This is a genomic window from Paraburkholderia aromaticivorans, from assembly GCF_012689525.1.
Classification (GTDB): Bacteria; Pseudomonadota; Gammaproteobacteria; order Burkholderiales; family Burkholderiaceae; genus Paraburkholderia; species Paraburkholderia aromaticivorans_A.
In genome coordinates this window covers 941,741-966,778 of sequence record NZ_CP051516.1, presented here as the reverse complement: position 1 = coordinate 966,778, position 25,038 = coordinate 941,741, and the positions used below count along the sequence as shown (strand labels likewise).

Sequence of the window (25,038 nt, the reverse complement as noted above, 5' to 3'; positions counted from 1 at the left end):
CTCGGATGGTTTAGCCCTTCACTGCGCCCGCCGTCAGACCGCGCACGAAATAGCGTCCGGCGATGATGTAGACCAGCAGCGTGGGCAACGCCGCGATGATCGCACCGGCCATGTCCACGTTGTATTCCTTCACGCCGGTCGAGGTGTTCACGAGGTTGTTCAGCGCCACCGTGATCGGCATCGAATCGACACCGGAGAACACAATCCCGAACAGGAAGTCATTCCAGATCTGCGTGAATTGCCAGATCAGGCACACCATGAAAATGGGCAGCGAAACCGGCATCAGGATCTTCGTGAAGATCGTGAAGAAACCCGCGCCGTCGATACGCGCCGCCTTCACGAGTTCAGCCGGAATGCTGACGTAGAAGTTGCGGAAGAACATCGTCGTGAAGGCGATACCGTAGATCACGTGCACCACCACCAGACCGGTGGTCGTGTTCGACAGGCCGAGGAAGCCTTCGAAGCGCGCCATCGGCAGCAGGATCGCCTGGAACGGAATGAAACAGCCGACCAGAATCATCGTGAAGATCGGATCCGCGCCACGGAAACGCCAGTGCGTGAGCACATAACCGTTGAACGCGCCGATGATCGACGAGATCAGCACGGCGGGAATCACCATCCGCACCGAGTTCATGAAGAACGGCTGCATGCCGTCGCAACGCACGCCCGTACAAGCGCCGCTCCATGCCTTGATCCAAGGGTCGATGGTCCAGTGCGTAGGCGGCGTGAGCAGGTTGCCGCTGCGCAGCTGATCGATGTCCTTGAACGACGTGGACAGCATCACGTACAGCGGGAACAGGAAGTACAGGGCAAACAGAATCAAGGCCGCATAAATGACGGCACGGCTGATCGTCATCTTAGGCTGCATTGCGGGTGCTCCTCGATTCCAGATACATCAGCGGCACGAGCACGGCCACGACAGTGGCGAGCATCATCATTGACGATGCCGCGCCGACGCCCAGCTGCCCGCGATTGAACGAAAACGTGTACATGAAAATAGCCGGCAACGACGACGAAGTGCCCGGACCGCCCGCAGTCAACGCAACGACCAGGTCGAAGGTCTTGATCGTGATGTGGCAGAGAATCAGCAGCACGGAGAAGAACACCGGGCGCATGCTCGGAATCACGATCTTGCGGTAGATGGTGGGCAAGCCCGCGCCGTCCATTTGCGCGGCCTTGAAGATTTCAGCGTCGACACCGCGCAAGCCCGCGAGGAACAGCGCCATCACGAAGCCGACGGATTGCCACACGGCCGCGATCACGACGCAGAAGATCGCCTTGTCCGGGTCGCCCAGCCAGCCGAACGAAAAGCTCGTCCAGCCCCAGTCGTGAAACACCTTCTCGAGGCCGATGCTCGGCGTCATGATCCATTGCCACGCCGTACCCGTCACGATGAACGAGAGCGCCATCGGGTACAGGAACACGGCGCGCAGCGCGCCTTCGTTGCGGATCTGCTGATCGAGCAGGATCGCGAGGAACAAACCGAGACCGATACAAATACCGATGAACGGGATGCCGAACCAGCCGAGGTTGGCAGCCGACGTCCAGAACACATCGTTATCGAACAGCTCGCGATAACGATCGAGACCGACAAATTCATACCGTGGCATCAGTCGCGAATTGGACAGCGACAGAAAGCCGGTAATGGCGATGAAGCCATACACAAAGACCAGGCTGATCACGACGCTGGGTGCGAGCACCAGCTTCGGAATCCAGCGATCGGCAAGGGCCGCCATCGGCGACGTGCGGCGGGTCACGGTGGCCGTTTTCCCGTTTCCGCTGATAGAAGCAGTCACTACTCGACTCCTGCTGAAACTGTGCCGCCGGGACCTTCACGCTGAAAAAACGCGAGGCCGGAGCGACATAGGTGTGACTCTATGAAACCAGGGTGAAGCCGCCTGCCAATGCAACGAGTAAAACCCCGGTAATCAGCGACACGAAGGGCGCGCCCGGCGCCCGCTGATGAACCGCCGGGCGCGCCGCTTCGTTTGACGCAACTTACTTGGTCTTCGCTGCCTTCGCGAGCGCGGCAACTGCGCTCTTCGAATCCTGCTGCGAGTTCATGAACTTCGTGACCACGTCCGAGATCGCGCCGGCTGCTGCATCCGGTTGCGCCATGCCGTGTGCCAGCGAAGGCACATAGCCGCCCGACTTGATCGCCACTTGTTCATCCGCGTACGACTTCTTCGCGCAGTCGTCGAACTTGGCCATCGACACGCCCAGACGAACCGGGATGGACCCCTTGTTCAGGCTGAACTGTTCCTGGAACTCCGGCGACATGATCGTCTTCGCCAGTGCGAGTTGACCCGGCGTTGCCGCCTTCTGGCCCTTCTGCTGGAAGAACACGAACGAGTCGACGTTGAACGTGTAGGACTTTTCCGTGCCCGGCACAGCGGCGCAGATGTAGTCCGAGCCCGACTTCTTGCCGGCGTTGGCGAATTCGCCCTTCGCCCAGTCGCCCATGAACTGCATGCCGGCCTTGCCGTTGATGACCATGGCCGTTGCCAGGTTCCAGTCACGGCCCGTGCGGCCCGCGTCGAAGTAACCCTGGATCTTGCGGACCGTGTCGAACACGCCGACCATCTGATCCGACGTCAGCGTCTTCTCGTCAAGGTCGACCAGCGCCTTCTTGTAGAAGCCCGAGCCTTGCGACAGCACGACGTCTTCCCACAGCGTCAGGTCTTGCCACGGCTGGCCACCCATCGCGATCGGCTGGATGCCCGCGGCCTTCATCTTGTCGGCCACCGCGAAGAACTCAGGCCACGTGGTCGGCGCCTTGCCGCCCGCCTTGTCCAGCGCTGCCTTGTTGATGTACAGCCAGTTCACGCGGTGCACCGAGAACGGCGCTGCAACATAGTGACCGTCCGCGCGAATGATCTTGTCGATTTCCGGCGGCAGGTTCTTCTTCCAGTCGCCAGCGGCCGAGTCGATCGGCACGAGCACGCCTTGCTGCGCCCAGTCCTGGATCAGCGGACCCTTGATCTGCGCGGCGCTCGGCGCGTTGCCCGAGATCACCTGCGTCTTGAGTGCCGTCATGGCAGCCGCACCTGCGCCGCCCGCAACCGCGAAGTCTTTCCACGTGTAACCCTGCTTCGTCATGTCGTCCTTGAGGACGCCGACGGCTTTCGATTCGCCGCCCGAGGTCCACCAGTGCAACACTTCGATCGACTCGGCAGCTTGCACGGCCGAGACGCCACACATCAGACCTGCGGCGCACAAAGCGCCCATGATCGCGCGAAATTTCATTGTTTATCTCCTCCAGACACCTGAACAAAAAACAAATGGCCCCTGATGTCGCCAGGGTGCTGTGGTTGGTTCAAACAGGCAAAACACTGGGCGATCGAGCACGGTCGGGCGCATGCGCGAGGCATGTGCCGGCTGACCGATTTTCGGCCGCTGGAAGCTCAAGAGATGAGTGGTTCGGGATGCAACTGACTGTCTCCTCTTTTGATTTTTGCCTGCCCGCTTCGCGCGGCAGACTCGAGGTGCCTTGCACGTCAACCTGGTGCCGACCCTTACGGAAAGCCGCTCAACTCCCCGGCTTTCCGTATGGGCCGCCGGGGCATGCTGGCACGTGCCGACACGCAATGTCCGTTAACATGCAGGGGACGCCTGCCGATTCGGGAAAACGCGCATCTTGACGCTTAGCGCACGCTTTTTTCATCGAATTAGCGCTACCTCTTGATTTGGATTGTAGTTAAACTACAATTCAGTGTCAAAAAATATTTTATCGGACTACGGTCGCGCTTTCGCTCACCTTCCGCGGCCCCAGGATATCGACGGAGACTCATGCAAACCGATTCAAGCTTCACCTTCGTTCTCTTCGGCGGCACCGGCGATCTGTCGATGCGCAAGATTCTGCCCGCACTGTTTGAAGCACACCGTGCAGGCGGCATGCTGGCCGACAGCGGCAAGATCGTCGCGGTGGCGCGGCACGCTACGAATCGCGGCGAGTACATCCAGTGGGTGAACGAGCACGTCAAACCGCACGTGTCGAAGAACGGTGTGGACGAAACGGCATGGGCGAGCTTTCTGGAGCGCATCGAGTTCGTAAACATCGACCTCGGCAAAGCGGAAGACTTCGTGCATTTGCGCGACGCCATCCAGGACTTGCCTGGCATCCGCGTGTTCTATCTGGCAACGGGCCCGTCGCTGTTCGTGCCGATCTGCCATGCGCTGGCATCGGTCGGGCTGAACGAGAATTCGCGCATCGTGCTGGAAAAGCCGCTTGGCTACGACCTCAAGTCGTCGAATGCGATCAACGATGCGGTCGGCGAAATCTTCGCTGAAGAACAGATCTACCGGATCGACCACTACCTCGGTAAAGAACCGGTGCAGAACCTGCTGGCGCTGCGCTTCGGCAATGCGCTGTTCGAACCGCTGTGGCGTCGCGAGTGGGTCGAGAGCATTCAGATCACGATTGCCGAAGAACTCGGCGTGGAAGCACGCGGCGACTTCTACGACAATACCGGCGCGCTGCGCGACATGGTGCAGAACCATTTGCTGCAACTGCTTTCCATCGTTGCGATGGAACCGCCGCACTCCATGGATTCGGATTCGGTGCGTGATGAAAAGCTGCGCGTGCTGCGCGCGCTCAAGCCCATCGATCCGCGCGATATCGGCAAGGTCGCCGTGCGCGGGCAGTATCATTCGGGCGTGATCCGCGGCACGTCCGTGCCGGCGTATGCAACGGAGCCCGGCGTGAAGCACGAAAGCGCGACCGAAACGTTCGTTGCGCTGAAGGTCGAGATCGAAAACTGGCGTTGGGCCGGCGTGCCGTTTTTCCTGCGCACCGGCAAGCGTCTCGCCGATCGCGTCGCCGAGATCGTGGTGAACTTTCGTGCAGTGCCGCATTCGGCGCTCGGCGCCTCTGCATTGCGCGCCGGCGCGAACCGTCTGGTGATCCGCCTGCAGCCGAACGAAACCATTCGCCTCTACTGTCTCGCGAAGCAGCCCGGCGAAGGCATGAACCTCGCCAGCGTCCACCTCGATCTCGCGTTCGACCAGTTCTTCCGCGAAGGACAAATGGAGGCGTATCAGCGGTTGCTGCTCGACGTCATCAACGGCCGCCTTGCGCTGTTTGTGCGGCGCGATGAGCAGGAAGCCGCATGGCGTTGGGTCGAACCGATCCTGAACGAATGGAAGGCGTCGAACAAGCCGCCCAAGCCGTACGCATCGGGCACGTGGGGACCGGCTGCATCGAGCGCGATGCTGGCGCAGCACGGCACCTACTGGCTCGAAGAAGAGAATTGAATCACGGCGGCACGTCGTATTGAATGGAATATGACGTGCCGCCCGTAAGACCCACCGACGAACTGAACGGAATGGCGCCGGTATTACGAGGGCGCCTGCAGGTCATCCATCTTGCAGGCATCGCGTAAGAGCAGTACGGCAGATTCCGCAGATCACACAAAAAAGCAGCACGGAGGAGAAGTGATCGAGCTTCACGCTTTCGACGATCAACGCGCCCAATCCGACGCGTTGGCGAAAGCGGTCGGCGACGCGTTGCATGCGTCGCTCGCCGCACAGGCCGCCGGTTCCACCACCGCGCGCCCCGCAATGCTTGCAGTGTCCGGCGGCAGCAGTCCGCGCCCGTTCCTGCAGACGTTGTCCACGCAGACCTTCGACTGGGCGCGCATTGCCGTGACGCTGGTCGACGACCGCTGGGTGCCGGAGACGGACAGCGCGAGCAACTCGCAACTGGCGCACGCCACGCTGCTGCAGAACGCCGCGAAGGATGCGACCTTCTGGCCACTCGTGGACACCACGCAAGATCTGAACGCGCATGTCGCCGCGCTGAACGCCGATGCGCGCTTTAGCGCCGTGCCGGACGTCGCGATTCTCGGCATGGGCGAAGACGGCCACACCGCGTCGATCTTCGCCGACTCGCCCGAATGGGACCATGCGATCACGACGACTGAGCGCTTCGTTGCCGTGCATCCCGGCAGCGCGCCGCATGCGCGCGTGAGCTGGTCCATGTCCGCGTTGAAAGAAGTCAAGCACCTGTTCTTGCTGATCGCAGGACCGCGCAAGATGGACGTGCTCAATGCCGCGTCCGCTTCGCTACAAAAAAATGCCATCTCGCAGTTGGCAAACGACAAGGGAGTGAGACTCGATGTCTACTGGTGTGCAAACTAAGGCTGTTCCGGGCGCGGGCCAGCACGCCGATGGACCGAGGCTGCTGGCCGACATCGGCGGCACCAATGCGCGCTTCGCGCTGGAGACGAGCCCGGGCGAAATCGGCTCGGTGAAGGTCTATCCGTGCGCGGACTATCCGGGCGTTGCCGAAGTCATCAAGAAGTATCTGAAGGACACCAAGATCGGCCGCGTGAATCATGCGGCGATTGCGATTGCCAACCCGGTCGACGGCGATCAGGTGAGCATGACGAATCATGACTGGAGCTTTTCGATCGAAGCCACGCGTCGCGCGCTCGGTTTTGACACGCTGCTGGTGGTGAACGACTTTACCGCGCTGGCGATGGCACTGCCCGGGCTTACCGATCAGCAGCGCGTGCAGGTGGGCGGCGGCACGCGTCGGCCGAATAGCGTGATCGGCCTGCTCGGTCCGGGAACCGGCATGGGCGTGTCCGGCCTGATTCCCGCCGATGATCGCTGGATCGCGCTCGGCAGTGAAGGCGGTCACGCCACTTTCGCGCCGGCCGATGAACGCGAAGACATCGTGCTGCAATATGCGCGCAAGAAGTGGTCGCATGTGTCGTTCGAACGCGTGGCGGCGGGTCCTGGCATCGAAGTGATTTATCGCGCGCTCGCGGGACGCGACAAGAAGCGCGTGGCGGCTAACGTCGATACCGTCGAAGTCGTCAAGCGCGCGCTGGAAGGCGAGCCGCTGGCGGCCGAATCCGTCGATGTGTTCTGCGGCATTCTCGGCACCTTCGCGGGCAACATTGCGGTGACGCTTGGAGCGTTGGGCGGGATCTATATCGGCGGCGGTGTCGTGCCGCGGCTTGGCGAGTTCTTTTCACGTTCGTCGTTTCGTAAGCGCTTCGAGGCTAAAGGCCGGTTCGAGGCTTATCTGCAGAACGTGCCGACGTATGTGATTACCGCTGAATATCCCGCGTTTTTGGGCGTCTCGGCGATTCTTGCCGAGCAGTTGTCGAATCGCGCGGGCGGCAGTTCATCGGCGGTGTTCGAGCGGATTCGGCAGATGCGCGATGCGTTGACGCCCGCCGAGCGACGCGTGGCCGATCTCGCGCTGAATCATCCGCGGTCGATTATCAATGATCCTATTGTCGATATCGCGCGCAAGGCCGATGTGAGTCAGCCGACGGTGATCCGATTTTGTCGGTCGCTCGGGTGTCAGGGGTTGTCGGATTTCAAGCTGAAGCTGGCGACGGGTTTGACTGGCACGATTCCGGTGAGCCATAGCCAGGTGCATCTCGGCGATACGGCGACGGACTTCGGCGCAAAAGTGCTGGATAACACTGTGTCGGCGATCTTGCAGTTGCGCGAGCATTTGAATTTCGAGCAGGTCGAGCGGGCTATCGATCTTCTGAATGGCGCGCGGCGGATCGAGTTTTATGGGCTCGGGAATTCGAATATCGTCGCGCAGGATGCGCATTACAAGTTCTTCCGGTTTGGGATTCCTACGATTGCCTACGGCGATTTGTATATGCAGGCGGCGTCGGCGGCTTTGCTGGGGAAAGGTGATGTGATCGTCGCTGTGTCGAAGTCAGGGCGTGCGCCTGAGTTGCTGCGTGTTCTTGATGTCGCTATGCAGGCTGGGGCTAAGGTCATTGCTATTACTTCGAGCAATACGCCTTTGGCTAAGCGGGCGACGGTTGCGCTTGAGACTGATCATATCGAGATTCGCGAGTCGCAGTTGTCCATGATTTCGCGGATTTTGCATCTGGTTATGATTGATATTCTTGCTGTTGGGGTCGCTATTCGGCGCGCTGTGCCTAGCGCTGATGTCGCGGAGACGGTTGCCAAAGCCAGGCAAGGGGCTGATGATGATGCCAGTGCTGTGCTCGATTGGTTGAGTCATGGGGCGGCTTCTTCGGCACGGGATTGATGTTGGTTTGGCTGCGCCGCTGGGCTGGTTGCTGGGTTTGCGGTTTGTTGGCCTTTCCTTGCTTTGTTAGTGGTCTATTAGCGTTGCCCCTGTGCGGGGCGGCACCTACTTTTCTTTGCCGCCCTCCATGTCAGGCTAGTTGTCGCCTCACCCGAACCGATTAGTGTAAAGATGGGGGGCGGACAGCGAATGGAAGATGAAACGCTATTCAGCGGAAACCCGGGAGTGGGTAATCAAACAGATGATGCCGCCGTTTAATCGTGCGGTCGTTGAGCTGGCGGGAGCGACGGGCATCACCACGGTGACGCTACGGACCTGGCGGCAACATGCAAGGGATGCAGGGGTATTCATGCCGGGTAATGGCAGAACCAGCGATCAGTGGTCAAGCGCCGACAAGTTCAGGGTGGTGCTGGAGACGGCGTCGCTCAACGAGGCCGAGACCTCCCAGTACTGTCGCAGCAAGGGCATCTATCCGGAGCAGATCCGGCAGTGGCGCGAGGCGTGCGAGCAGGCCAACGTAGCGCCTGAAACAAAGCCAACGGCTGCCCAGCGCAATGAAGCAAAGGCCGCTCACAAACGCATCCGTGAGCTGGAGCGCCAGCTCAGGCGCAGCGATGCCGCGCGGGCGGAGGCAGCGGCGTTGCTGAACCTGCGAAAAAAAGCCGAAGCGATCTGGGGCAAGGAAGAGGAAGACTGATCAGCAGCCCGGATCGCGATGAAGCCATGCAGTTGATCGATGAAGCGGTACAGCATGGGGCACGCCGCTCGCGTGCATGCGAGCAGTTGGGGCTCAGCGTGCGCAGTGTCCAGCGCTGGCGCCTGTCGCCGCAGGACGGGCGCACCCAGGTGAAGCGTGCGGCACCGCCCAACAAGCTCAGTGAGGCCGAGCGTCAGGCCGTGCTCGACGCAGCCAACCGCCCGGGCTACGCGAGTCTGACGCCGCACCAGATTGTGCCGAAACTGGCGGATGAAGGGATTTATCTGGCATCCGAATCGACGTTTTACCGGGTGCTGAAAGCGGCAGGACAAAGCCAGCGTCGAGGCCGTGCGCGAGCCCCGCGACGACGCACGCTCACGACGCATTGTGCGCAGGGTCCGAATCAGGTGTGGTGCTGGGATATTACGTGGATGCCGACCACAGTCAGGGGCCGGTACTTCTACTGGTACATGATGAAGGACATCTACAGCCGCAAACTGGTGATGAACGAGGTCTGGGAGCAGGAGTCGGCCGAGCATGCGAGCGTCCTGCTGGCCAAGGGATGTTTGCGTGAAGGCCTCGCCGGGCGGCCGCTGGTGCTGCATTCGGATAACGGCAGTGCGATGAAAGGTGCCACCATGCGCGCGGCGATGATCGATCTCGGTGTGCAGCCTTCGTTCAGCCGGCCGCGCGTGAGCAACGACAACGCGTTTGCCGAGTCGCTATTCCGCACGGCAAAGTACTGTCCGTTGTGGCCCGAGCAGCCGTTCGACACGCTGGAGGCGGCTCGGGAATGGGTGCAGCGCTTCGTGCAGTGGTACAACGAAGAGCACTGCCACAGCGGCCTGAAGTATGTCAGCCCGGGCCAGCGGCATCGCGGCGAAGCCAACGACCTGCTGGCCCGACGGCGTGCGCTGTACCGCAGCGCGCGCATGCAAAACCCGGCGCGCTGGTCAGGGGCCATCCGCAACTGGCACCTGACAGACGCGGTCTATCTGAATCCGGAACGAACCTCGGCCTCAGCCAAAATGTACAGGCAGGCAGCGTAACGCGGTTCTGGCGACAACTACCTTGACACACACCGCCGGCAAAGAAAAGTAGGTGCCGCCCCGCACAGGGGCAACGCTAATAGACCACTAACAAAGCAAGGAAAGGCCCAAGCCCGACACCGAACAAGCCCAGCCCAGCCCCCCGCCAAAAACCCAAAAAAGCGATAATAGAAACCCCAAAGCGCCGCAGGCAAAAAAGCACACATCCCAATGATCATCCGCCCCCACCTCCATTGGTTCCGCATGCTGCTAGCCTGGCGAGGCTCAGTGCTCCCGCAGTTGCTTCCGCGGCTATTCCTGATCTTCTGCATCTCGATCATCGCGGTTGCAGCCCACGACCACCTACTCCCGATCTCGCTGAACCTGAACACCACAGCGCCCTTCTCGCTAATAGGCATCGCGCTAGCAGTCTTCCTGGGCTTCAGAAACAACGCCAGCTACGACCGCTGGTGGGAGGCCCGCAAACTCTGGGGCCAACTGCTGAACGAGTCACGCTCACTCATCCGCCAGACACTCACGTTGCCGACAAGGCAACTCCCACCAGAAGACATCAAAGAATTCTTCACAGCGCTCAGCGCCCTCCCGCACGCGCTGCGTCACCAACTCCGCAAGAGCGACCCGCGCGAAGACCTCGCCGCGCGCCTGCCGCCAGCCCTCTTCGACCGCGTCATAGCGTCGCGCTACAAACCCGCCACCTTGATGCTTTACCTCGGCGAATGGTTACAACGTCACGCGCAGGCAGGCGCAATCGATCCCATGGCGGTCATCGCCTTCGATCGGAATCTAAATGGAATCTCGGATGTGATCGGCGGATGCGAGCGCATCGTGTCGACGCCGCTGCCGTTCGCCTATTCGGTGATGATTCACCGTACGGTGTACTTCTTCTGCGCGTCCTTGCCGTTCGGACTGGTAGACAGCATCGGCATCTTCACGCCCATCTTCGCGGTCTTCGTGGCGTACACGTTCATGGCGCACGAAGCCATTGCGTCGCAGATCGAAGAACCTTTCGGCACCGATGACAACGACCTCGCACTCACCATGATGTCCGTAGTCATTGAAGACGCAATGCGCGATATGCTCGGCGAACCGGCTGTCCAGTTGCCGAACCCGGAAGCGGAAGGCTACATACTCAATTAAGCACCCTCGCGCCCGAAGCGCACCGCTCAGCTATTGCCGACCGTTTCCGACAAACGCTTGAGCGTCGCGACCCGCGCGCCGATGATATCGATTCGGCCGCGTTCATCGACCACCGGCGTCGTAGCGTTCAAATACGCAGTCCACGCCTTCTGCGCGCGCGTCAACGTCGGACGCGTATGCGCCGGCATCTTCGACTGCAAGCGTCGGTAATAGCGGTTCAGATCGAACATCGCATGCTCGCACTGTGCGTCCGCACTGCACGCACGCACCCGGCGCGGCGGATCGCCGCCGGCGCTCGCCTTCGCCACCGCGCTGCGCAGCGCGAGCGCGCGATCACGCACCGGCTGCAACTGCAAATCGGCTTCGGCAAGCACGTACATCGAGCCGCGCGTCGTGGCGAACACGGCCGCGAGCAACTGCTTCTCCGCATCGCGTGACGCCTGCCAACTCGCCTGGCTCTTTTCCCACTGCTTGCGCTGCGCGGGCGGCAACTTCTGCTGAAGCTGCTGCCACGCGTTGTCCAACGCGGTCTTCCAGCCGATCCGCGCATTGTCCATGCACTGCACTTGCCCCGTCGTCGACGACATGTCGCTGCGCGCAAGGCACGTACGCATCGACGCATCGATCGGATCGGCGGCGGCGACTTCGGCATGCGCCGGCAACGACACCGCACCGAACATCGCCGCCGAAGCCAGCGCCAATGCGACGAACGCGCGACGCGCGACGCGAACGCCGGCGCCGACACCGGCCGCCAACAGGGACGTCACCCGCAACATCATCAGCCGCGAACGCAATCGACGAAGTATTCGATGCGCCCATTGATCGTTTCGCCGACGAGCCCATGGATATCCGTATGGAAACCCGGGAAACGCTCATTAAATTCGCGCGCGAAACGCAGATAGTTGACGATGGTCTTGTTGAATCGCTCGCCCGGAATCAGCAGCGGAATGCCCGGCGGATACGGCGTCAACAGAATCGACGTGACACGGCCTTCGAGTTCGTCGATAGGCACGCGGTCGATCTCGCGGTGCGCGAGCTTGGCGAACGCATCCGACGGCTTCATGGCCGGCTCCATGCTCGACAGGTACATCTCGGTGGTCAGACGCGCAATGTCGTTCGCGCGGTAGACGCTGTGAATCTGCTGGCACAGATCGCGCAGGCCGACCCGCTCGTACATCGGATGATGCGAGACGAACTCCGGCAGCACACGCCACAGCGGCTGGTTGTTATCGTAGTCGTCCTTGAACTGCTGGAGTTCGGTGACCATCGAGTTCCAGCGGCCCTTGGTGATGCCGATCGTGAACATGATGAAGAACGAATACAGCCCGGTCTTCTCGACGATGATGCCGTGCTCCGCCAGATACTTCGTGACGATCGCAGCCGGAATGCCGGTCTCGCCGAAGCCGCCGTCCATGTCCAGACCCGGCGTGACGATGGTCGCCTTGATCGGGTCGAGCATGTTGAAGTTGTCGGCGAGCGGGCCGAAGCCGTGCCACTTGTCGTTCGGGCGCAGCATCCAGTCTTCGCGCGAACCGATGCCTTCTTCGGCGAACTGGTCCGGGCCCCAAACCTTGAAGAACCAGTCGTCTCCGTATTCGGCGTCGACCTTGATCATGGCGCGGCGGAAATCGAGCGCTTCGGCAATCGATTCTTCCACCAGCGCGGGGCCGCCCGGCGCTTCCATCATGGCCGCGGCCACGTCGCACGAGGCGATGATCGCGTACTGCGGGCTGGTCGACGTGTGCATCAGATACGCTTCATTGAAGCGATGCTTGTCGAAGCGGCTGTTCTTCGAATCCTGCACGACGATCTGCGAAGCCTGCGAAATGCCGGCCAGCAGCTTGTGCGTGGAGTGCGTGGCGAACACCAGCGCGCCGATGCGCGGACGACCCGCGCCGATCGCGTGCATGTCCTGATAGAACTCGTGGAATTCGGCGTGCGGCAGCCAGGCTTCGTCGAAGTGCAATGTGTCGAGCCAGTCGCCCAGCATTTCCTTGATCATCTCGACGTTGTAAATCACGCCGTCGTACGTGCTCTGCGTGATGGTCAGAATGCGCGGCTTGAGGTCCGGATTCTTCGCAAGCGCTTCGCGGGCGAACGGGTTCGCGAGAATCTTCTTCTTGATATTTTCCGGTTCGAACTCGCTGCGCGGAATCGGTCCGATGATGCCGAAGTTGTTGCGCGTGGGCGTGAGGAACACCGGAATCGCGCCGGTCATGGTGATCGCGTGCAGGATCGACTTGTGGCAGTTGCGGTCCACCAGCACGATGTCGCCCGGCGCAACCGTGCCGTGCCAGACGATCTTGTTCGACGTGGACGTGCCGTTGGTCACGAAGAACACGTGGTCCGCGCTGAAGATGCGCGCGGCGTTGCGTTCGGAAGCCGCCACCGGACCGGTGTGATCGAGCAACTGGCCGAGTTCGTCGACGGCATTGCACACGTCCGCGCGCAGCATGTTCTCGCCGAAGAACTGATGGAACATCTGGCCGAGCGGGCTCTTAAGAAACGCTACGCCGCCCGAATGGCCCGGACAGTGCCACGAGTACGAGCCTTCGTCCGCGTACTGCACCAGTTCCTTGAAGAACGGCGGCGCGAGCGAATCCAGATACACCTTGGTCTCGCGGATGATATGGCGCGCGACGAACTCCGGCGTGTCCTCGAACATGTGGATGAAGCCGTGCAGTTCGCGCAGGATGTCGTTCGGCAAGTGGCGCGAGGTGCGCGTTTCGCCGTACAGGAAGATCGGAATGTCGGCGTTGCGGCGGCGCACTTCGGTCACGAACGCGCGCAGCGCGACGATCGCGGCGGCCAGCTCCGGCGTCTCGCCTTCCACCACCACGTTATCGACGTACGGCAGCAGCTCGTCGTCGTCGATCGAGAGGATGAAGCACGACGCGCGGCTCGACTGCTGCGCGAACGACGTCAGATCGCCGTAGCTCGTCAACCCGAGCACTTCCGCGCCTTCTTTCTCGATGGCTTCGGCTAAGGCCCGGATGCCGGAACCCGAGATGTTCTCGGAGCGGAAATCTTCGTCGATGATGACGACGGGAAAACGAAACTTCATGGGCGATTCTCCAAAAAGAACGACCGCTGCATTCTGAAAATTGCAGCGGTCACCCGAATAGCTGGTGGGTCAATACGCTGCCGACGTCACGTCCTGGGCAACGTGACGCCGTGCTGACCTTGATATTTGCCGCCGCGATCCGCGTACGACGTTTCACAAATCTCGTCGCTTTCGAAAAACAGCACTTGAGCGACGCCTTCGTTCGCGTAGATTTTCGCAGGCAAAGGTGTCGTATTCGAGAATTCGAGCGTGACGTGCCCTTCCCATTCCGGCTCGAACGGCGTCACGTTGACGATGATCCCGCAACGCGCATACGTGGACTTGCCGAGACACACGGTCAGGACGCTGCGCGGAATGCGGAAATACTCCACCGTGCGCGCGAGCGCGAACGAATTCGGCGGGATGATGCAGACATCGCCCTTGAAGTCGACAAACGACTTCTCGTCGAAGTTCTTCGGATCGACGATGGTCGAGTTGATGTTCGTGAAGATCTTGAATTCGTCGGCGCAGCGGATGTCGTAGCCGTAGCTCGACGTGCCGTAGCTGACAATCTTCCGGCCGTCTTCGGAGACGCGGACCTGATCGGGCGCGAACGGCTCGATCATGTTGTGTGACGCGGCCATGCGCCGGATCCACTTGTCGGATTTGATAGTCATAGGTGAACGCTGCTCGACGTGAATGACAGAGGTGTGACGGATAACAACCCGGTAACGGCCGGGTCACTTTTGACTTACTGCGCGCCTGCTTTGCGCTGACTTCGCGGGCGGGCAAGGCGGCGTGCCGTTCAGGCGCCCTACGCTCGCTCTGCTGACTGTCCCGCCTATGCATGCGGCAGGACAGGCGCTCCGGCGAGGCAGCCGAGCGAAAGGCGCTTATTTTACGCGATCGTGAGAATGCTGCCGCAGGTTGGGTTCAGGAGCGGCCCGACGCCAGCCTCAAGGCCGCCCGGCTGAACGCTGGCAGCGTGCGCCCCGCCCTCAATTACGCAGCGTGCCCAACGCTCATTGGCGAATCAATCCGCAGGCGAGCGCGGGGCCCGCGCCATGCTGCGGATAGGCGTACGGATCGGTCGCGTCGTGGTGCAGCAGAACCGCCCGCTGCAACACTGAACGGATGCCGTCGAGCGAGACGTCCGGTGCGACGATGAAGCCCGTGGCCACGCCGTTCGCGTCCGCGTGAATATTGCCGAGGTCGCCCTCGACGCGCGCGCCCGATTTCAGACGCTCGGCGGCCGGCGAGAACACCTGGCCGGCGCTGGAGCCGTCGGCGGCATTGCAGTCGCCGCGCTCGTGCACTTGCAACGCGTGGTCGCTATTGGGCGGCATGCCCGCGAGGTTGTAGGTGACCTGCACGCCGTCCGAGCGCTCGATGAACGTGACGAGACCGCGCGCCTGATTGCCCACGGTGGGCAGCAACTGCGCGTCCGCACGTTTTTCCTGTGGTCTCAGGAACGCGCTACAGCCGCATAACAGCACACTGCTGGCAGCCAGGACGATGAACGCATGCACCGCCTGCCCGTCGATTCGTTTTCCCATGCGATCCTCTTGCCGGCCTGGTAGCCGCCCCTGCGGCCGCCGAGCCGAACTTGTGAAGTCGACATGATACCGCGAGACCAGGCGAAAACAGACGCCTTGGCCCCTTGTCCGAACGGCTGGCCAAGAGTGGCCCCCAAAACCTGTCGGTTCACGCCAGCCTCTCCCGCAGAGGGTGCGGAAACTTGGGGCGCCTGGCGGTCTCTCAGGTGTTCTGGACCACGATATTGGGAAACTTCGAGGTCATGTCGCGAGCGCGTTCGGCGATATGGACCGCCACCTTGCGCGCGATCGAGCGGTAGATCTCCGCGATGCGTCCCTGTGGGTCGGCCACCACGGTCGGTTTGCCCGAGTCGGCCTGCTCGCGGATCGCGATGTCGAGCGGCAGGCTGCCGAGCACGTCGACGCCATATTCCTTGCCCATCCGCTCCCCGCCGCCGGCGCCGAAGATATGCTCTTCGTGGCCGCAATTCGAGCAGATATGCATACCCATGTTCTCGACGATGCCGAGGATCGGAATGCCGACCTTCTCGAACATCTTGAGGCCCTTCTTCGCGTCGAGCAGCGCGATGTCCTGCGGCGTGGTGACGATCACGGCGCCCGTCACCGGCACGCGTTGCGACAACGTTAGTTGAATGTCGCCGGTGCCCGGCGGCATGTCGACGATCAGGTAGTCGAGATCGTGCCAGTTGGTCTGCCGCAGCAGTTGTTCCAATGCTGAAGTGGCCATCGGGCCGCGCCAGACCATCGGGTTGTCCTGCTCGATCAGGAAGCCGATCGAGTTGGCCTGCAAGCCGTGACCGGTCATCGGGTTCATCGACTTCTCGTCCGGCGATTCGGGGCGGCCGACGATGCCGAGCATCATCGGCAACGACGGGCCGTAGATGTCCGCGTCGAGGATACCGACCGACGCGCCTTCGCTCGCCAGCGCCAGCGCGAGATTCACTGCAGTCGTGCTCTTGCCGACACCCCCCTTGCCCGACGCCACCGCGACGATGTTTTTGACGTTCGGCAACAGTTTCACGCCACGCTGCACGGTATGCGCGGCGATCTGCTGCGACACCTGGACACGCGCGTCGGCCACGCCCGGCACGGCGCGCAGGGCATCGGAGAATTGCGCGCGGATGGCGTCGAACTGGCGCATGGCCGGATAGCCGAGTACCACGTCGACGCTAACCGTGTCACCCTGCACCGCGACGTTCTTGATGTTCTTGGCGGCCGCATACGGCCGGCCGGTGTTGGGGTCAGCGACGGCCGCGAGGGCAGCGTCGACCAAAGCCCGATCGATACTCATTGACACTCCGTGGGGAACACCTGCGGCGCAGCGGAATCGAAAGCTCGGCCACGCGCCGGAATTTGAAAGAAATTGTTAGACAGCATTGCGAAAACCAGGCGTGCCGGGCACCCTTCGGGCACGCGGGACGTCGTGGGGCCGCATCGCTTCGTGTTTCAGTCATTATTGTAGTGGCTGGCGCCAAGCCGTGCCGGAAGACCCTTTTTTACTGTCGGACCGAGGCTGAGCAAGGTGCAAGACTTTTCCTATGGGCGAGCCAGCGGCTTTACTGCCGTCATGTTCGCCGTATAAATTTGCCGCAAGTCGCCACCTTGCTTGCCTGACTCGCTTCACTCAAGAGGAATCAAAAATGAATGCAAAAATCATGACTCGCCTGGCAGTCTTTGCCGTTGCCGGTTCATTGCTGGCGGGTTGCGCTACCGAACAGGGCACCAATACGGCTGTTGGTACGGGCGTGGGCGCCGGCACGGGTGCTGCGCTGGGCGCGATCTTCGGCGGCGGTAAGGGCGCGGCGATCGGCGCGGGCGTTGGCGCGGCCGTAGGCGGCGTCACCGGCTACAACTGGCAAGCCATTCACAACAAGCTGTCGGGCGCCACCAAGGGCACCGGCACGCAGATCACCGAACAGCCGGACGGCTCGCTCAAGCTGAACATTCCGAGCTCGGTGACGTTCGACACCAACAGCTATGCAGTCAAGCCGTCGTTCGCGCCGGTGCTGGACCAACTGGCGCAAACCATGCAGCAGAATCCGGAACTGATCGCTCAGGTAGTCGGCCACACGGATAGCACGGGCCAGCCGGCGTACAACCAGACGCTGTCGGTCAACCGCGCGGAAAGCGTGACGGGCTATCTGGGCCAACGCGGCGTCGCGCCGCAGCGCCTGTCGGCACAAGGCCTGGGCCAGACCCAGCCGATCGCCGACAACAACACCGAAGCCGGCCGTGCCGCGAACCGCCGCGTGGAAATCTATCTGCGCGCCACGGCTCAGCACGCCCCGCAATAAGGACGAGAGTTCGGGAGATTGAGGAAGCCGGTCGCCGGAGCTGCATCGCCGGCGATCGTTACGCTTTAGCACGCCGTGGAAGGCGGAGGAAAAGGAATCTCGCACGGGAACGAAAAAAATTTCGAACTCTGCCGAAAATCCGCTGTCTGTCTTTACGGTACGTGGCTGGCGATGCCGCCGCGTCACCATTCTCCTCTTGTCGTTGTTGCTCCGGGGTTAATAGCCCCGGTTTTTTTTGGGCGCTCGGTTTACGCCCCCAGGAAGTTTCCTCGGCGGACCTTCCCCAGCTCGCAACGACTCAGGCCGCGCCCCAAGCGGCCCGCCCCGCGCCGGGCGCCTGCCCTGCTAGAATCAACCTTTCGTCCCACCGCAGGCTCCCACCATCCTTATGTCAGCACCCGCAACCGATCTCTCCGCAGGCGCGCCGTCAGGCCGTCGCCAGATTCTCGTCACGTCGGCCCTTCCGTATGCGAACGGGCAAATCCATATTGGCCATCTGGTCGAATATATCCAGACGGACATCTGGGTCCGGACGTTGCGAATGCACGGACACGAGGTCTATTACGTGGGCGCCGACGACACGCACGGCACGCCCGTCATGTTGCGCGCGGAGAAAGAAAGTCTCACGCCGAAGCAACTGATCGACCGCGTCTGGCAGGAACACAAGCGCGACTTCGACAGCTTCGGAATTTCGTTCGACAATTACTACTCGACCGACTCTGAAGAGAACCGCGTTCTCAGCGAAAACGTCTATCTGGCGCTCAAGGAAGCGGGCCTGATCGAGGCGCGCGACATCGAACAGGCGTATGACCCGGTCAAGGAAATGTTCCTGCCGGATCGCTTCATCAAGGGCGAATGCCCGAAATGCGGCGCCAAAGACCAGTACGGCGACAGCTGCGAAGTATGCGGCTCGACTTACTTGCCCACCGAGCTGATCAATCCGTATTCGGTCGTCTCGGGCGCCACGCCGATTCGCAAGAGGTCGACGCACTATTTCTTCCGCCTCTCCGATCCGCGTTGCGAGAATTTCCTGCGCGCGTGGGTGGGCGGTCTGGCGCAGCCGGAAGCCACCAACAAGATGCGCGAGTGGCTCGGCGACGCTGGCGAAGCCAAGCTCGCCGACTGGGACATTTCGCGCGACGCACCGTATTTCGGCTTCGAGATTCCGGGCGCGCCGGGCAAGTATTTCTACGTGTGGCTGGACGCGCCGGTCGGCTACTACGCGAGCTTCAAGAACCTCGCCGAAAAACGCGGCCTCGACTTCGACGCGTGGGTTCGCAAGGGTTCGACGGCCGAGCAGTATCACTTCATCGGCAAAGACATTCTGTATTTCCACACGCTGTTCTGGCCGGCCATGCTCGAGTTTTCGGGCCATCGCACGCCGACCAACGTGTTCGCGCACGGCTTCCTGACCGTGGACGGCGCGAAGATGTCGAAGTCGCGCGGCACCTTCATCACCGCGCAGAGCGTGATCGACACGGGGCTGAATCCGGAATGGTTGCGCTACTACTTCGCGGCCAAGCTGAACAGCACGATGGAAGACCTCGACCTGAACCTCGACGACTTCCAGGCGCGCGTGAACAGCGATCTGGTCGGCAAGTACGTGAACATCGCGAGCCGCGCCGCCGGCTTCCTGATCAAGCGCTTCGACGGCCGCGTGCAGGACAGCGCGATGCAGCATCCGCTGCTCGCTTCGCTGCGCGCCGCCGTGCCGCAAATCGCCGCGAACTACGAAGCCCGCGAGTACAACCGTGCGCTGCGTCAGACCATGGATCTGGCCGACGCCGTGAACGCGTACGTGGACACCGCCAAGCCGTGGGATCAGGCCAAAGACCCGGCGAACGGCGTCGCGCTGCATGAAACCTGCAGCGTGAGCATTGAGGCGTTCCGTCTGCTGTCGCTGGCGCTCAAGCCGGTGCTGCCGAAGCTCGCCGAAGCGGTCGAAGCCTTCCTCGGCATCGAACCGCTGGTGTGGGCCGACGCCAACGTGCCGCTCAGCTCCACGCGCCCGATCAATGCGTACAAGCATCTGATGACGCGCGTCGATCCGAAGCAGATCGAAGCGCTGATCGTCGCCAATCGCGACTCGTTGCAAGCCACGCCGGAAGCGGCCGCGCCGGCCGATGCCAAAGGCAAGTCGAAGGCAGCGAAAGCAGCCGCCGCCGACAAGGACGAAACACCCGGCATCATCTCGATCGACGACTTCGCGAAGATCGATTTGCGCATTGCGAAGATCGTCGACTGCAAGGCGGTGGAAGGTTCGGACAAACTGCTGCAACTCACGCTCGACGTCGGCGACGAGAAAACTCGCAACGTGTTTTCGGGCATCAAGTCGGCGTATCAGCCGGAGCAACTGATCGGCAAGCTGACGGTGATGGTCGCTAACCTCGCGCCGCGCAAGATGAAGTTCGGCTTGTCTGAAGGTATGGTGCTGGCCGCCTCCGCCACCGACGAAAAGGCGGAACCGGGCCTGTATGTGCTCGAACCGGATAGCGGCGCGAAGCCGGGTATGCGCGTGAAGTAAAGCGCGCGGCGTCTCACGCTGCAAGCACGCATAAAAAAACGGCACGCCCCGAAAAGGCGTGCCGTTTTTTCTGGCACTCGGCGCGACGATTCGAGCCCCGCCGATCAGCCCATCACCACCGGATCCGGTCGAAGCGCCGCGTGTAAAACAGTTCGACACCGGTGAACGTGCCGCCGTAAGCCCCGACCGACCAGTACCGCGTCAGGTTGACCGTCGCCTTGATCGCATTGCTCGCCGACTGCAGCCCCTGTTCGTAGCCGATCACGAGCCACTCGTTGATCGCCTTCGACACCATCACCACTTGCGGGTCGGTCAAGCCGACTTCGCTTTGTCCGACCGAAAATTCGTCAAGCCCGAACGTCTGCGCGATCCGCTTGCCGCTCGCGCTGCCGAGCAGTGCGAGCGCCGTCGTCATGGTGCTTTGCTGACCGAGGTTGTTACCCTGATCCGTGCCGTGGCCGAACAGCAGCCACGAGAGCTTTTCGTTGTCTGGCACGGACGGCTCGGACACCAGCTTCGCCGTCGGAAATTGAACCGTGCCTGTGACCTGCACGCCCGCCTCGACCTGCTGATTGCGGCGCATGGCCAGGATATTGATGCCGGGATTGGCCACCGGCCCGTTGAACGTGAAGAAGCCGTTCTCGATGTTGAGCTTGCGGCCGAACGCCGTGTAAGTCGAGCCCGGCGTGACGCGCACGTTCCCCACCGCGCGCAGCGGCAGATTCGGCGCGCTCATCGCGGTGATCGTGCCAGTCAGGCCCAGGTCGGCGCCCTGCCCGCGGAAACGGAAGTTGTTGCCGAGGCTGATGTCGATATTGGCGCGCGGCGCGAACGGACCGATCGGCTTGTTCGTGCCGGGCACGGGCCGCGGTCGCTCGCCCGCCACCGAACCGTCCGGGCGCACCACCACGACGTCGTCGCCGAGCTTCGGCGCGGACTGCTCCGGCATGTCGAACAACGCGTGATCGACCACGAATTTGCCGTTGATCGCCATGCCGCCCTGCGTGCCGGCGTTCGCGACGCTCGCGCTGCCCGACAGCGACAAGTTACGATCCGGCGCCGCGAACAGTTCGAGCTTGTCCGCGACGATGCTCGCGGTCAGATCCGGTTGATCGCCGTCCAGACGCACACGGCCGGTGGCGCGCAAGGTGCCGCTTGCGCCGTGAAATTCGACCTGCTGGAAGTCCACCAGATTGTGTGAAAGCGCGATGCGCACCACGCCGTCCTTCAACTGCACGCCCTGATCGACCATAGTCGCGGACAGGCCGTCGCCGAGCAGCGAGCCGGTCAGGTTCGGTTTGGCGACCGTGCCGCCGAGCGCGAGCTTGAGCGCGAGGTGGCCGTCGAGCAAATAGCTCGGACCGAACAGGCCGCCGGTCGTTTTCAGCGACGGCACGTTGGCGTTCACATCGCCGGTGAGCGCGCCGTCTTCGCTGACGGTCAGGAAGCCGTCGCGCATCACCAGCGTGGTGTGCGCGTCGGCGTCGATCACGCCGATGCGGCTCGCCTGCGCGTGCAAGGTGGCGTTGAGACGGTTGCCGCCGCTGAATTCGGCGCGCGCGGCGATATTTGAAATACCCAGAGAAGCGAGCCCCCGCCCGATTTCAACCGTGACGTCGCCGCTGCGACGCTGCAACTGGATGTGGCCGGTCGCCGTGCTGCCGAGCGCGAAGTCCCAGTCGCCGTCGAACACCAGATCGGTTTTGACGTGCGGCGGCTCGCCGGTAATCTCGCGCCGCAGGTCCTGCAGACGCGCGACTGAGATGCCGGTCAGACTGCCTGCCGACTGAACCTTGCCGTGATCGAAGGCAAAGGTTTTCAGGCTCAGCACCGCGCCTTCGAGCGTGAGCCGCGTCGTGCCGAGCGTCAGGCGGTCCGGCCCGGCGCTGACGGCGAGCGGCGACTCGAGATTCAACGCAGGTGTGCCGCGGTTCTGCAGGCGCGTGACGGTGCCGTCCCAGCGCGTACCGTCGCGCGCTTCGGTCAGCTTGCCGTTGGCGGCGAGCGTGAGATCGAGCGGACGGTCCTGCAGCTTGCCGGTGGCCGCGGCCTCGAGCGTGTGATTGGCGCGCGTGCCGGACAGACGCGCCGTGAGCGTACTCAGATCGACGCCGCCCGCGCTGAGATTGTGCGCGTCGGTGGTGAAGACGAGCGCGCCGTTCGCACCGTCGCGCAGTTCCGCGTGCCCTTCCGCATGGCCGATGCGGTTGCTGCTGAACACCACGCTGTCCGCCTTGTAGTTCAGCACGACGTTCGGATGCGCGAACGAGCCGGTGACGTCGCCATCGGCCGCGATGAGTCCCGCAAGACCGAAGCCGAGGCGCTCCAGTTCCGGCGCGTCGACGCGGAATTTCAGCCGGTCGCCCCGTGCGCCGAAGCTGCCTTGCAGATCCACCTGATTGCCCGCGACCGAGAGGTTTGCGCGGCTCGGCAGAATCCGCGAGCCCGCTAACTGGATCGTTCCGCCGCCGGTCAACGGCAGGCCGTCGTAGACGCTCGGTCCGAGCTTGAATTCGGCCTTGGTCGTGAAGACCGGGCCGAGCATGCCGGCCGCGGTGAGCGTGCCGGTCACGCGCGCCTCGATCTTGCGGGCAGGCGGGGCACCGCGTTTCTTCGGCGGCGGCGTTTTGCGCTCGACTACTTCGGTTTTGACAGCCGCCTTGGCGGTGTTTTTCACGGCGGCGGCGGCTTTGTCGGCGGGCGCCGCGGACTTTGCGCCGGCCGTGCTGCCCGCTTGCGCGGCGGCAGCCTGTGCGGTTTTGCCGTTTTTCGCGCGACTCGCCGCCGGTGCCGCTTCGGCTACCGGCTTGCGCGACGGCATCTGCGAAGTCAGCGTCAACGGATCGAAATCGGTCAGTTGCGCTTTCAGGTTGTAGGTGGAATTCGCGTCGTGCTTGAGCGCGCCGGACAGATCGATGCGGCCTTTACCCGACGTGATGCGCACGTCGTTGAAGCTCATGCGGGCGGGATCGAATGTCACTTTGCCTTGAGCGCGCAGCGCCGCTTTCGGGTCGGCGAGATCGAGGGTGAGGCTCTGCACGTCGTCGTTCAGGCGCACGCCGATGGGGCCGGAGAGCTGCGTGGGCCGCACCGTCGCTTGCAGCGCGTTCAGGTCGAGGTTGGCGACCTGTAGATCGAACTGTCCGCGCTTGCCGGATAGCGTACCGGCGCCGGTGAGCGTGGCATTCTTCACGAGCCGCACGTTCAGATTCGAGATGCGCTGCGCCTGGGCGTCGAGCCGCACGTCCGCGTTGGCGTCGATCAGCGGCAGCAGGTTCTGGTCGATCGCGCCGGGTTTGGCGTTGACGATCGAAACGTGGCCGGCGACTGCGAAAGTTGCGGCGGGTTGGGTGTTGCTTTTTCCGTTTGTGGCGGCATGCGTTTGTGTCGTGCTGGCGGCTTTACTTGCGTCCGCGACAGCGCTTTCGCTGGCAACGCGGCCGCTACCGACTGCACTTGAGGCAATGCGCCCGCTGGCGGTGTTGGCGGTGTTGGCGGTGTTGGCGGTGTTGGCGGTGTTGGCGGTGTTGGCGGTGTTGGCGGTGTTGGCGGTGTTCGTGGCATTACCAGTACTCTCCGAACTCGCGGCCTTTCTCACTGCCTCCGCCCCACTTGCAGCAACTGCCCCGCGCGCAGCGCCAGTCGCGCTCGCGGCACTCGCCCCGGCTACCCCACTCGCGCCCAGCACAACTTCCCCCGCCGCACCCTGCCCCACCGGCTGCAACTCCGCCCGCACGGCCAGATCGGCCAGCGGTGCACCGGGCGCAAAAGCCTGTGGGTTGATGTGGTCGAAGGTCAGCGTGGCGCGCTGTAGCGGCACGTCGCCGAACGGCGTAGCCTCGACCCGCGCATGACCGGCGAGCTTCATGCCGCTAGCATCGAGTTCCGCGATGAGATTCTCCAACGAGCCGCTCAGATGGCCGCCCACCTGCACCGCCTCGTCGTTCACCTTCCCCGAATAGCCGATGTCCCCACTCAACGGAAACGGCCGCACACCGTCGAGTTTGGCGGCCGCCGTCACCGCGCCGAACGGCGTGTCCAGCCGTTCGATCGCGGCCTCGTGATGGCGCCCGTCGCTGCGACCATGAAAGTCGAAGCGCGAGAATTCGGTCGTCGACGCGCCCTGACGCAGCAGCAGCTTGTCGACCTGGACGTCGCGGACGTCGAGTTGCATCGGCAAACGCAAGTCCCGCGGCAGCTTCACCGGCCCGCTGCTGCTCGACGACGAAGAACCGATACGCGCGTCCACCGTGCCGATATGCAGATAATCGATGGTGAATCGCCACGGTTCGCGCGCGAGCGCCCAATGGCCCGCCACACGGTCGATCTGAATATCGGTGCCGCTGCCGTCGAGGCTGCGCCAGCGTACTTGCCGCAATTGCAGGCCGTTGGCGAGCGCGCCGCGCTCCAGCGTGCCGCTCAGTTTGCCGCCCAGCAGCTTCACCGCCGCCTGCCACGCATAGGCGGTGCCGCGCTCGGTCGTCAGCGCGCCGTACAGCAAACCCACCCCCGACGCGAGCAACAGCACCAGCACGGCCACCATCCACGCGAACGTTTTCAGCAGCAACCGGCCGAGGCGGCGCCTGGGCGGCGGCGCCTCGGGTGGCGGCTGTTGTCCCGGCGGCTGTCCTGGCGGTTGAGCGCCGGGAGGCTGCACGGGAGGTTGAGTGGAAACGTCCGTGGTCATGCGTGGATCATGTGGAAGC

16 protein-coding genes are annotated in these 25,038 nt (G+C 62.7%); 7 read left to right on the top strand and 9 right to left on the bottom strand.

Annotated features, from left to right (window positions below):
• Positions 1-10: 10 nt before the first annotated feature.
• The 3 genes from HF916_RS32280 to HF916_RS32270 all read right to left on the bottom strand — a co-directional run bounded on the left by HF916_RS32280 (position 11) and on the right by HF916_RS32270 (position 3,246).
• Entirely contained in the window at positions 11-868 is an 858-nt protein-coding gene (locus tag HF916_RS32280) for a carbohydrate ABC transporter permease (RefSeq protein ID WP_168792914.1), read from the bottom strand.
• The gene (locus HF916_RS32275) at positions 858-1,796 is read right to left on the bottom strand and encodes a carbohydrate ABC transporter permease (protein WP_168792913.1); all 939 of its coding nucleotides are present in this window, start codon (positions 1,794-1,796) and stop codon (positions 858-860) included. The genes HF916_RS32280 and HF916_RS32275 overlap by 11 nt, the downstream gene beginning before the upstream one ends.
• A gap of 202 nt (positions 1,797-1,998) precedes the next feature.
• Complete coding sequence (locus HF916_RS32270) at positions 1,999-3,246, bottom strand: ABC transporter substrate-binding protein (RefSeq protein ID WP_168792912.1); 1,248 nt, start codon at positions 3,244-3,246, stop codon at positions 1,999-2,001.
• Positions 3,247-3,789: 543 nt separating this feature from the next.
• Between HF916_RS32270 and zwf the strand changes: the two genes are divergently transcribed.
• The 5 genes from zwf to HF916_RS32245 all read left to right on the top strand — a co-directional run bounded on the left by zwf (position 3,790) and on the right by HF916_RS32245 (position 10,915).
• On the top strand, positions 3,790-5,253 hold the full coding sequence (gene zwf, locus HF916_RS32265; RefSeq protein ID WP_168792911.1) for a glucose-6-phosphate dehydrogenase: 1,464 nt from the start codon (positions 3,790-3,792) through the stop codon (positions 5,251-5,253).
• Positions 5,254-5,433: 180 nt separating this feature from the next.
• Positions 5,434-6,138 (top strand): 6-phosphogluconolactonase, encoded by a 705-nt coding sequence (gene pgl / locus HF916_RS32260; protein WP_168792910.1) that lies wholly within the window; start codon positions 5,434-5,436, stop codon positions 6,136-6,138.
• On the top strand, positions 6,116-8,032 hold the full coding sequence (locus HF916_RS32255; protein ID WP_168792909.1) for a bifunctional transcriptional regulator/glucokinase: 1,917 nt from the start codon (positions 6,116-6,118) through the stop codon (positions 8,030-8,032). The genes pgl and HF916_RS32255 overlap by 23 nt, the downstream gene beginning before the upstream one ends.
• 196 nt (positions 8,033-8,228) lie before the next feature.
• Positions 8,229-9,778, top strand: a protein-coding gene (locus tag HF916_RS32250) for an IS3 family transposase (protein ID WP_240975460.1) whose coding sequence is annotated in 2 segments (ribosomal slippage) — positions 8,229-8,703 and positions 8,703-9,778 — 1,551 coding nt in all. Because the reading frame shifts where the segments join, the coding sequence is not laid out codon by codon here.
• Positions 9,779-9,988: 210 nt separating this feature from the next.
• Entirely contained in the window at positions 9,989-10,915 is a 927-nt protein-coding gene (locus HF916_RS32245) for a bestrophin family protein (RefSeq protein ID WP_168792908.1), read from the top strand.
• A gap of 26 nt (positions 10,916-10,941) precedes the next feature.
• On the opposite strand, the gene HF916_RS32240 is transcribed toward HF916_RS32245, so the two are convergent.
• From HF916_RS32240 to apbC, 5 genes are all read right to left on the bottom strand, one after another.
• Positions 10,942-11,595 (bottom strand): lysozyme inhibitor LprI family protein, encoded by a 654-nt coding sequence (locus HF916_RS32240; RefSeq protein WP_431311461.1) that lies wholly within the window; start codon positions 11,593-11,595, stop codon positions 10,942-10,944.
• A gap of 98 nt (positions 11,596-11,693) precedes the next feature.
• Positions 11,694-13,979 carry an arginine/lysine/ornithine decarboxylase gene (locus HF916_RS32235; protein WP_168792906.1) on the bottom strand — a complete coding sequence of 762 codons (2,286 nt, stop codon included), beginning with the start codon at positions 13,977-13,979 and terminating at the stop codon, positions 11,694-11,696.
• Between the two features lie 86 nt (positions 13,980-14,065).
• Positions 14,066-14,635 carry a dCTP deaminase gene (dcd, locus tag HF916_RS32230; protein ID WP_144108454.1) on the bottom strand — a complete coding sequence of 190 codons (570 nt, stop codon included), beginning with the start codon at positions 14,633-14,635 and terminating at the stop codon, positions 14,066-14,068.
• Positions 14,636-14,980: 345 nt separating this feature from the next.
• A complete protein-coding gene (locus HF916_RS32225; protein WP_168792905.1) occupies positions 14,981-15,514 on the bottom strand; it encodes a superoxide dismutase family protein in 534 nt (177 codons plus the stop codon).
• A 202-nt stretch (positions 15,515-15,716) separates the two neighbouring features.
• Positions 15,717-16,805, bottom strand: coding sequence for an iron-sulfur cluster carrier protein ApbC (apbC, locus tag HF916_RS32220; RefSeq protein WP_168792904.1), 1,089 nt, complete (start codon positions 16,803-16,805; stop codon positions 15,717-15,719).
• 349 nt (positions 16,806-17,154) lie between these two features.
• Here apbC and HF916_RS32215 point away from each other — a divergent pair, with 349 nt between their 5' ends.
• Together HF916_RS32215 and metG are read left to right on the top strand one after the other, a co-directional pair.
• Positions 17,155-17,808, top strand: a complete 654-nt coding sequence (locus HF916_RS32215; RefSeq protein WP_168792903.1) for an OmpA family protein — start codon at positions 17,155-17,157, stop codon at positions 17,806-17,808.
• Between the two features lie 388 nt (positions 17,809-18,196).
• Entirely contained in the window at positions 18,197-20,332 is a 2,136-nt protein-coding gene (gene metG, locus HF916_RS32210; protein ID WP_168792902.1) for a methionine--tRNA ligase, read from the top strand.
• A gap of 112 nt (positions 20,333-20,444) precedes the next feature.
• On the opposite strand, the gene HF916_RS32205 is transcribed toward metG, so the two are convergent.
• The gene (locus HF916_RS32205) at positions 20,445-25,019 is read right to left on the bottom strand and encodes a translocation/assembly module TamB domain-containing protein (RefSeq protein WP_168792901.1); all 4,575 of its coding nucleotides are present in this window, start codon (positions 25,017-25,019) and stop codon (positions 20,445-20,447) included.
• Positions 25,020-25,038: the final 19 nt, after the last annotated feature.

Excerpts from the sequence above, each read along its gene's own strand:
- apbC (WP_168792904.1), bottom strand. The coding sequence starts at position 16,805 with ATGAGTATCGATCGGGCTTTGGTCGACGCTGCCCTCGCGGCCGTCGCT.
- HF916_RS32205 (WP_168792901.1), bottom strand. The coding sequence starts at position 25,019 with ATGACCACGGACGTTTCCACTCAACCTCCCGTGCAGCCTCCCGGCGCT.
- HF916_RS32225 (WP_168792905.1), bottom strand. The coding sequence starts at position 15,514 with ATGGGAAAACGAATCGACGGGCAGGCGGTGCATGCGTTCATCGTCCTG.
- HF916_RS32240 (WP_431311461.1), bottom strand. The coding sequence starts at position 11,595 with ATGTTCGGTGCGGTGTCGTTGCCGGCGCATGCCGAAGTCGCCGCCGCC.
- HF916_RS32245 (WP_168792908.1), top strand. The coding sequence starts at position 9,989 with ATGATCATCCGCCCCCACCTCCATTGGTTCCGCATGCTGCTAGCCTGG.
- HF916_RS32270 (WP_168792912.1), bottom strand. The coding sequence starts at position 3,246 with ATGAAATTTCGCGCGATCATGGGCGCTTTGTGCGCCGCAGGTCTGATG.
- HF916_RS32280 (WP_168792914.1), bottom strand. The coding sequence starts at position 868 with ATGCAGCCTAAGATGACGATCAGCCGTGCCGTCATTTATGCGGCCTTG.
- HF916_RS32235 (WP_168792906.1), bottom strand. The coding sequence starts at position 13,979 with ATGAAGTTTCGTTTTCCCGTCGTCATCATCGACGAAGATTTCCGCTCC.
- dcd (WP_144108454.1), bottom strand. The coding sequence starts at position 14,635 with ATGACTATCAAATCCGACAAGTGGATCCGGCGCATGGCCGCGTCACAC.
- metG (WP_168792902.1), top strand. The coding sequence starts at position 18,197 with ATGTCAGCACCCGCAACCGATCTCTCCGCAGGCGCGCCGTCAGGCCGT.
- zwf (WP_168792911.1), top strand. The coding sequence starts at position 3,790 with ATGCAAACCGATTCAAGCTTCACCTTCGTTCTCTTCGGCGGCACCGGC.
- HF916_RS32255 (WP_168792909.1), top strand. The coding sequence starts at position 6,116 with ATGTCTACTGGTGTGCAAACTAAGGCTGTTCCGGGCGCGGGCCAGCAC.
- HF916_RS32215 (WP_168792903.1), top strand. The coding sequence starts at position 17,155 with ATGAATGCAAAAATCATGACTCGCCTGGCAGTCTTTGCCGTTGCCGGT.